This is a genomic window from Pseudomonas sp. PA1(2017) (assembly GCF_001945375.1).
GTDB lineage: Bacteria > Pseudomonadota > Gammaproteobacteria > Pseudomonadales > Pseudomonadaceae > Aquipseudomonas.
The window spans coordinates 615,428-624,281 of the sequence record NZ_MSXU01000015.1 but is presented as its reverse complement, the minus strand read 5'-3'; the positions used below and the strand labels follow the sequence as shown (position 1 = coordinate 624,281).

Annotated in this window: 1 protein-coding gene and 1 pseudogene; both read left to right on the top strand. The window is 63.4% G+C overall.

The features are described from left to right. Positions 1-1,849, top strand: a pseudogene (locus BVH01_RS24765) (hypothetical protein); the annotation flags it as partial. A 9-nt stretch (positions 1,850-1,858) separates the two neighbouring features. Continuing rightward, positions 1,859-8,854: hemagglutinin repeat-containing protein (locus tag BVH01_RS23420; protein WP_371915623.1), on the top strand; the 6,996-nt coding region annotated here is incomplete at its 3' end.

Below are 8,854 nucleotides of genomic sequence, written 5' to 3'. Positions count from 1 at the left end.
CGGTACCGAAGCCGGTGTAGGCGTGAAACTGGCCGGTGATATGGCCGCCAGCGCCGGGGATATTCGGATCGATGCCAATGGGCAGTTGACCCTCAATAATGCGGCGGCCAGCGAGCAGATCGCGGCACGCGCCGAGAGCGTTGAAATCCAGGGGCAGGTATATGCCGGCAGCCGACTCGATGTTCAGGGCACAGAAGGTCTGGTGAACCGTGGCAGTCTGGCTGCTCGTGACCGGATAGAGCTGACTGGCAGCGCTAGCTTGACCAACGAGGGCCATGTCGAAGCCGGAGTGAATGACGACAACAGCCGCAATGACGTGGGCAGCGTCTTGCTCGCGGGCAAGCAGATACGTAACGCGGGCAGCGTGGTTGCCAGCCGTGATCTGCAGGTAGATGCCAAGGGCTTGCTGGATAACCGCGACGGCCAGTTGCTGGCCGAGGGCAATGCCCGAGTCGACAGCACCCAGCTCGACAACCACAAGGGGCGCATCGTCGCCGATGGCAACCTCGCACTGCGCAGTGGCCAGCTCGACAATGCTCAGGGACGTGTCGCTGCCGGCCAGGCGCTTGAGGTCAACGCGACCGGACTGGCCCAGCAGGGCGGTGTGCTCAACAGCGGGGCAGGCCTGAGTGTCGACCTTGCCGGTGGCAACCTGGACAACCGTGCGGGGCTGGTCAATGCCGGGCAGGCGCTGCGTATAGACAGCGCCGCCAAGATCGACAATACGGCAGGCGAAATTTCCAGTCGCCAGGGTGCGCAGGTGGCGGCGGCTTCTCTGGATAATCAGGGCGGCAAGCTGCTGGCCGAAACCACGCTCGAGTTGACGGGGGAGCGCCTGCAAAACCGTGCTGGCCGTATCGCAGCCAATGGTGATCTGCAACTGGTGCTCGACGATATCGACAACCGCGGCGGGACGGTTTCCAGCCGAGCCAGGGTAACGATGGCCGCACAGGGCCTGGACAACAGCGACCAGGGCAAGGTGATCGGTGCGCACCTGGTGCTCACCACGCAGCGCCTGCTCAATCGTAATCAGGGCCTGATTCACGGGCAGGGCAATACGCAGGTTGCCGGCGCTTGGCTGGACAACAGCGGCGGCTCGCTTTTTGCGGGTGAAGACTTGCGCGTCCGGCTCGCGGCGCGGGACGAGCTCGACGGTGGGCTGATCAATACTGATGGTCTGCTGGGTAGCGAGGGTGCGCTCAACGTCAGTGCCGCGCGTCTGGATAATCGCCAGGGCGATGTTTCCAGCGTTCGAGACTTGAACCTGAACCTGCTAGGAGAGCTGAGCAATCAGGGTGGCCGGGTGCTTGGTGACGCGGCTCTGAAGCTGCGCAGTGGCGACCTGAGCAACGATCAGGGGCTGATCTCGGCCGGCTCCACGCTCGCGCTGCACGCCGCGCAGATCGCCAACCGCAAGGGGCGTATCGCCGCTAACGGGCCGCTTGAACTGACGGCCAACGGTCTGCAGCAACAGGGTGGCGAGCTGTTCAGCAAGACCAGCCTGGCCCTTGACCTGCAGGGCGGCGTTCTCGACAACGCGGCTGGTTTCATCAACGCCCCTGGTGCGTTACGGCTCAACGGCCTTGGTGCGGTGAATAACCGAGGGGGTGAAATCTCCAGTCGCCAGGGCTTCGACCTGGCAGCGAGCAGCCTGGACAACCGCAGCGGCAAACTCATCAGCGAGCAGGACCTGCGCGTCAGCGTTTCTGGCAGCCTGGACAATCGAGGGGGTAGCCTGGCCGGTCGTCAGGTAGAGGTCAACGCTGCGGCGCTGGACAATGGCGCTGACGGCCTGCTGCGTAGCCAGGGCCGACTCGATGTCGGGATAAGCGGCACGCTGGCCAACTAGGGCGGCGAACTGCTGGCCGAAGGCGATCTGAATCTGCTGGCACAGCGGTTGGATAACCAGAAAGGCCGGGTCGCGGCCAATGGTCCACTGAGCGTGACGGTTGGCGACATCGACAACCGCGGCGGTGAAATATCCAGCCGTGGCACTGTCGGTCTGAACACCACCACACTCGACAACAGTGACGGTGGCCGCCTGCTGGCGGCGCACCTGAACCTGGCGGCTGCGCGTCTGCTCAATCGCGACAAGGGGCTGATCTTCGGGCGTGATCAGCTTCAGCTCGGCGCTGCTCACCTGAACAATTCCGGCGGTACGCTCGCCAGCGATACTCGCATGCTGATCGAACTCGCTGCTCGTCCCGGTGACCTGGCCCACGATGGCCAACTGATCAACAACGCGGGAAAAATCAGTAGCGAAGGCACGCTGAGCGTCACCGCCGCCACGCTCGACAACAGCGCGGGGAGCCTTTCCAGCGCGGGTGCATTGCAGGTCACCAGCCAGGGCGCACTGCTCAATCAGCAGGGGCGTCTGCTCACCGATGCTGGGTTGCTGCTGCGTAGCGCCGGTCTGGACAACCGCCATGGCCAGATCTCCGCGGTGGAGCATCTGAGCGTCATCACCTGGCGTTTCGACAACGACAGTGGTCGCCTGACGGGTAACGCCAGTCTGGACCTGCAGGCCGACCAGATCGGTAACGCCCAAGGGCGTATTGCCGCCAGTGGCCCGCTGTCCGTGCAGGCCAGCGGTCTGGCGCAGCAGGGTGGTGAACTGTTCAGCCAGACCAGCCTCACCCTCGACCTTGATGGTGGCGACCTGAACAATGACGCCGGCTTGCTGCATGCCCCCGGCCAACTGTTGCTGAACAATCTGGGGGCGGTGAGTAACCGGGGCGGCGAGATCTCCAGTAGCCAGGGTTTCAGCCTGCTAGCGAATCGCCTGGACAACGCCAGTGGCCGACTGCTCTCCGAGCAGAACCTGACGTTGCGGATTCAGGGCGTGCTGGCCAACCTGGCAGGGTTGATCAGTGCCCGAGGCATCGACCTGCGTGCCAAGGATCTGAGTAACGACGCGGGCACACTCTTCGCCCGCGGCGACCTCGGCATCGACCTTACCGGCAACCTGAGCAACACCAGCAAGGGCCTCATTCAGAGTGCCGGCGATCTGCGCCTGAACAGCGGCACGCTCAACAATACCGACGGCACTCTGTTGGCCGGCAAGGCCCTTGAGCTGCGCAGCAACGGTGCGCTGGACAACCGCGACGGTGGGCTGATCAACAGCCAGGGCACCCTCACGCTCGACGCCGCTTCGCTGGACTCCAGCCAGGGAGGGGAAGTCTCGGCCAAGGTCGACCTGCAACTGACCCTCGACCGCCTGACTCAGCAGCAGGGCGCCTTGATTGGCGAAAGCTCTCTCAGCCTCGACCTGCGCCAGGGGGACCTGGATAACCGCCAGGGCCTGATCAGCAGCAACGGCCCGTTGACCCTGAGCAACCTGCGAGCCCTCGATAACGCAGTTGGGGAAATCTCCAGCCTCGGCGTGCTGGACCTGGCCGCCACCAGCCTGGACAACCGCAATGGTCGCCTGATCAGTCGGCAGTGGCTGCGCCTGAGCCTGGGCCAAGGCGACAATCGTGGCGGCCTGCTCTCCGGTTGGCAGGGCCTGCAGCTGAGTGGCAGCTCCCTCGACAACCGCCAGCGCGGCACGCTGTCCAGTCGCGATGGCGGCCTCGCCGTAGAACTCGCCGGTGCACTGCTCAACAGTGGCGAAGGCGCTCTAGTGGCTGCCGACCGTCTCGATATTCAGGCCGAGAGCCTGGACAACAGTGACCGGGGCATTCTTTCCAGTGGTGCGGGCCAGCGCCTGCGGATCACTCGGCAACTGGACAACCGCGCCGGGCAGATCGACTCCGCAGAGCGCCTGGTCATCGACGCCACTAGCGTCGCCAACGCGGGCGGTTTGTTGCAGGCGCAGCAAGGCCTGACCCTGAGCAGCGAGACCCTGGACAATAGCCATGGCCGCATCGCTGCCAGCGGTGCAGCCACGCTCAACGTCGACGGCACCCTGAGCAATGCTGCTGGGCAACTGGCCAGCGCCGGTCCCCTGAACATCACGGCCGATACCCTGAACAACCAGGGCGGCACGCTGGCCAGCCAGAGCACCGCCAAGCTCGTCGTCAGCGAGTTGGACAACAGTGGCAGCGCGACCCTGGCCGCCAATGGGGTGCTGGAGCTCGGTGTCGCCCAGGCGCTGAACAACAGCGCCGATGGGCTGATCTACAGCCGTGACGCTCAGGTGAATCTGAACGCCGCCAGTCTCGACAACAGCGGCGGAGCAATTCAGGGACAGGGCGATCTGCTGCTGAACATCGGCGGTGCCTTGAACAATCAGGCCGGCACTCTGCAGAGCCGTAGCGGTGCCGTCGACCTTACCGCTGCCAGCCTCGACAACCGCCAGGGTACCCTGGCCAGCCTCGAGGGCTGGGTGCGCACCCGTCTTTCCGCCTGGTTGCGCAACGGCGCCATCGGGCAGGGCGGTCTGATTCAGGGGCAGCACATCGACCTGCAGGTCGCTGGCAACCTCGACAACACTGCCGGGCGTATTCATTCCCTGAGCGGCGCGGCGACCTTGCAGGCCAGCGCCATCGACAACCAGAGCGGTACCCTGCATGCCCAGGGTGACCTGCTGCTGCGTGGCGGCGACCTGAACAACCAGGGTGGCACCCTCGGGGCGGCCACCATCACCTTGGAACAGGCTACCGACGCCATACTCGATAACCAGCAAGGCATCATCGAAAGCCGTGGCACGCTGCACGTGCAGGGCGGCAGCCTGAACAACCAGGGCGGCCAGCTACGCGCCCTGGGCAGTACCGGCACCACCTTCTTCAACCTGGGCGCGCTGCTGGACAACCGCGGCGGCACCCTGGAAACCGCCAACCGCGACCTGACCCTCAAACTCGGCAGCCTGCTCAACCACAATGGCAAGCTGCTGCACGCTGGCAGTGGTGAGTTCGGTGTAGCCCTGGCGCAGGTCGCCGCCGCGGGCGGCAGCTTCGTTACCCAGGGCGGCCTGACCCTCAAGGCCGACAGCTGGAGCAACGACAGCATCCTCCAGGCCGGGCACCTGACGCTGGACATCGGCACCTTCGAGCAGACGACCAATGGGCAACTGCTGGCCACTGGTTCGCTGACTGGCAAAGGCGGCAACTGGATCAACCACGGCCTGATCGCCAGCGACGGTCCCCTCGATCTGACCCTCAGCGGTGGCTACAGCGGCAACGGCCGGCTCACCAGCCAGGGTGCCATGGAGCTTGCCGCCGCCAGCCTGAGCCTCAGCGAAACCGCCAGCATTACTGCCGCAGGCACCGCCAGTTTCGTGCTCGGTGGTGCCCTGCTCAACAGGGGACGCCTGACCGCCACCGACAACCTCACCCTCAGCGCGGCCAGTGTGAACAACGCCGGCACCTTGGGCAGTGCCCAGCGCCTGACCCTGAGCACGCCGAGCCTTACCAACGAGAAGGGGCTGCTGTTCGGCGGCGACGACATGGTGCTGTATGTCGATACCTTCACAAACCGTTACGCGGATGTGTACAGCCTCGGGGCGTTGCTGATCACAGGTGATCCGGCTGATAAGCGGTCCAGCCGTTTCGAAAACGTATCCAGTACCGTTGAGAGCGCCAGGAACCTTGCCGTCAACGCCCTGGATATCATCAACCGCAAGGATGCCTTTGCCGTTTCCGAACGGCTGGTGTCGGGCAGCATCACTTTCCACTGCATTGACTGCAAGGGGCGCAATTTCGACTTCTATTACTTCCTTAACGAGCAAATAGAGCGGACCGTCTCCTCCGACTCACCAGCCTCCCTGATCCAGGCTGGCGGTAACCTCAAGCTCACTGGCAGCACGATCGAGAACAGTCACAGCACGATTTCCGCGGCTGGCAATATATTGCTCGTTGGCGATCAGGTATCGAACCTCGGCTCTGCCACCGAAAGCGTGAATCGCTATCGTCAATACCGTAATCCGCTCGATTCCGAGCGGCGAAGTGTTTTCCAGGGGCTGATCGCACCGAGCGGAGCGATTGCCCAGTACAACAAGTACAACGCGATATATGAGCACAGATATTCCGTTCGCGAAGATCGCAACCAGATCACTTATCTGCCGACTCGTTCCCAGGTTACTACCAGGCTGAACCGCGACTACAACCCCACAGTTCAGTACCCGGTTCCCGCAATCTTCAGCACCTACAGCCTTGTCGATTCGGTCGATACCGTCACCTCGACTGGCGTAGCTGCGGGGGCGGTGATCCAGGCCGGTGGCAATGTCACCGTGCAAAGCGCGAACGTCATCGAGAACGGTGTTCGCCGCAATGGGCAGGGCATCGCTCCTGGCACCTCGCGTGCCGGCGATACCAGCAGCGCTGGCAGTGGCTCGACCACCGTCGTGCGCCTCAACCCGCAACTCCCGGCCGACCTTGCACAGCAACAGGTGAATCCGCTGAACCTGCCTGGCTTCAGACTGCCTTCCGGCCAGAATGGACTGTTTCGCCTCAGTGGCCAGAGCGGCAGCGACAGCCAGGTACGTGAGGCCGCCGCTGCCCAGCAGTGGGTGTTGGCCGGCACAAGCCTCGAGCAGGCACAGCGTGAAGGCTCCGGCGCTGTACGGATAGAGGATGTGCGGGGCGATCAAAGCGGTCAGCTCCAGGCTGGCCTTGGCCAGCCGGTTGCAGTCGATAGACCGTCACTGGTTATTCAGCCCGGCACCCAGGTGACCGTCGAGGTATCCGCCGCTCAGGGTGGTGCGGGTAATCCGGTTTCCCAGGCCCAGGGCGTCATCGTGAACCCTGTCGCCCGGCCTCACAAATACCTAATCGAGACCAACCCGGCACTGACCGAACTGAGCCGCTTCCTCAGCTCCGACTACATGCTGGGCAAGCTGGGCTATGACCCCGACCAGGCGCAAAAGCGTTTGGGCGATGGTCTCTACGAACAGCGGCTGATCCGCGAAGCCATCCTGGCCCGCATCGGCCAGCGCTACCTGGCCGGGTTGACCAGCGACGAGGCGATGTTCCGCTACCTGATGAACAACGCCATCGCCAGCAAGGAGGCACTGAATCTGGGCCTTGGCGTCAGCCTGAGCGCTCAGCAGGTGGCTGCCCTGACCCACGATATCGTGTGGATGGAAGAGCAGGAGGTTCTAGGCGAAAAGGTTCTGGTGCCGGTGCTCTACCTGGCCCAGGCCGAAGGCCGCCTGGCCCCCAACGGCGCGTTGATCCAGGGCCGTGATGTGGCGTTGATCGGCGGTGGTGACCTCAGCAACCAGGGCACCCTGCGAGCCAGCGGCGCGTTGGATATACAAGGGAGAAACATCGCCAACAGCGGCCTCATGCAGGCCAACGAGCGCCTGCAAGTTCTGGCGACCGACAGCATCCGCAACGCCCAGGGCGGCATCATCGCCGGGCGCGATGTCAGCCTGGTCGCCCGTGAAGGCGACATAGTCAATGAGCGTAGCGTCACTCAACATGCGGCCAGCATAGGCTCCCATCGCTGGGGGCAGACCTACGTCGACAACGCTGCCCGCATCGAAGCCGCCGAGAGCCTCAGCCTGGCGGCTGGGCGCGACGTGAGCAACCTCGGCAGTGTCCTCGATAGCCGCGGCGACCTTACCATCCAGGCTGGCCGCGACGTTACCGTCGCTTCCGTGCAGGAGGGGCAGTACCAGACTCGCGGCAACTGGTTCGCCAATGAACGGGTAACACAGGTGGGCGCCCAGGTCAGCGCTGGGCGTGATCTGGATATCGCTGCCGGGCGTGACTTGGGTGTGGTGGCCAGCCGCGTGACGGCAGGCCGCGATATTGACCTCGGTGCCGAGCGTGATCTGGTGCTCTCCAGCGCCGCCAACGAGAGCCATTTTCTGTCGCGCAGTAAGAAAGTCACCCAAAGCCGTGATCAGATCACCCAGCAATCCAGCGAGATCCAGGCCGGTCGTGACATCAGCCTGGGAGCGGGCAATGACCTGAGCGTGATCGCCAGCCGTGTACAGGCGGGCAACGATGTCGACATCGACGCCAGCCAGGACATCAACATCCTGTCGGCCAAGGACGAAAGCGCCTCCTACTACTTCAAGAAGAAGAAAGGTTCATTCGGGCGCAGCAGCAGTAAACAGCAGGAAAGCTACAACAGCACCAACATCGCCTCGGTGATCGAGGCGGGCAACGATCTTACTGTCAACACCAGCAAGGCAGCCAATGGCGCCCTGAATCTCGACGGTGGTCGCGACGTCACCGTCATCGGCAGCCAGCTCACGGCGGGTAATGATCTGCTGGTTGGCGGTACCGGCGATGTAGCCGTGCTGTCCGGTGTCGAGGAGCATGGCTCCTACTCCAAGAAAACCAAATCCGGTTTCCTTGGCCTCTCCAAGAGCGGCAAGAGCCAACTCAAGACCAGCGCCACCCAGGTCGCCAGCGAACTGGAAGCGGGCAACGACGTAGTCATCGCGGCAGGCAACGATATTCGCCTGCGTGCCAGCACCACCGATGCCGGTAATGATGTTGAGCTGCGCGCCGGGTTGGTGAAGGACACGGGTGATATCAACCTGGTAGCGGCGAATGACGAGGCGTATAGCCGCAGCGAGTCGTACAAGAAGAAGTTCGATCTTTCCGCCAGTAATGCAGCAGGGCTTGGCGGTATCACAATTTCTACCGCCAAGAAGAGCGGCCAGGAAATCATCAGCTCCACCAATGTGGGCAGCCAGGTCAATGCCGAGCGTGATGCTTCATTGATCGCCAAGCGCGACGTCAATGTCGTGGGCAGCGGCGTCAGCGCAGGTCGAAACGTGCTCCTCGATGCAGGACGTGACGTAAACGTCGTTGCAGGAAGCAGCAGCGAGCAGGTCACCTCGTGGAAGAACACCAAGACCGTTGGCTTGCAACTGAGCTCCGATGGCAATGGTGTGAGTGCCTTTGCCGGGGCCGAGTCGCTCAAGGACAAGACTCGTACCAGCGAACAAACTGCA